Raw genomic sequence first — 260 nt, forward strand, 5'->3', positions numbered from 1 at the left:
GGGGCCGACGGTGTGCACCTGCCGGGCGGCGGGCTGCCGGTAGCCGAGGTGCGGCGCCTCTTCGCCGCGCAGGGGCGCGCCGCGCTGGTGGGCACCTCTTGCCACGCAGCTACAGAGGTGGTCGAGAGCGCCCGCGCGAGCGCCGACTATGCCGTCTTCGGTCCGGTCTTCGCGGTGCCCGGCAAGGGTCCGGCGCAGGGGCTCCCGGCGCTCGCCGAGGCCGCGCGCGCAGCGCCCATCCCGCTCTTCGCGCTGGGCGG

The 260-nt window shown here is 78.1% G+C and carries 1 protein-coding gene; it reads left to right on the forward strand.

Annotated features, from left to right (window positions below; all coding sequences use genetic code 11):
• On the forward strand, positions 1 to 260 hold a 260-nt coding region (locus ACZ3GY_RS24305; protein ID WP_465912337.1), incomplete at both ends, for a thiamine phosphate synthase.

This window comes from Pseudomonas sp. PME37.24/006, from assembly GCF_055556635.1.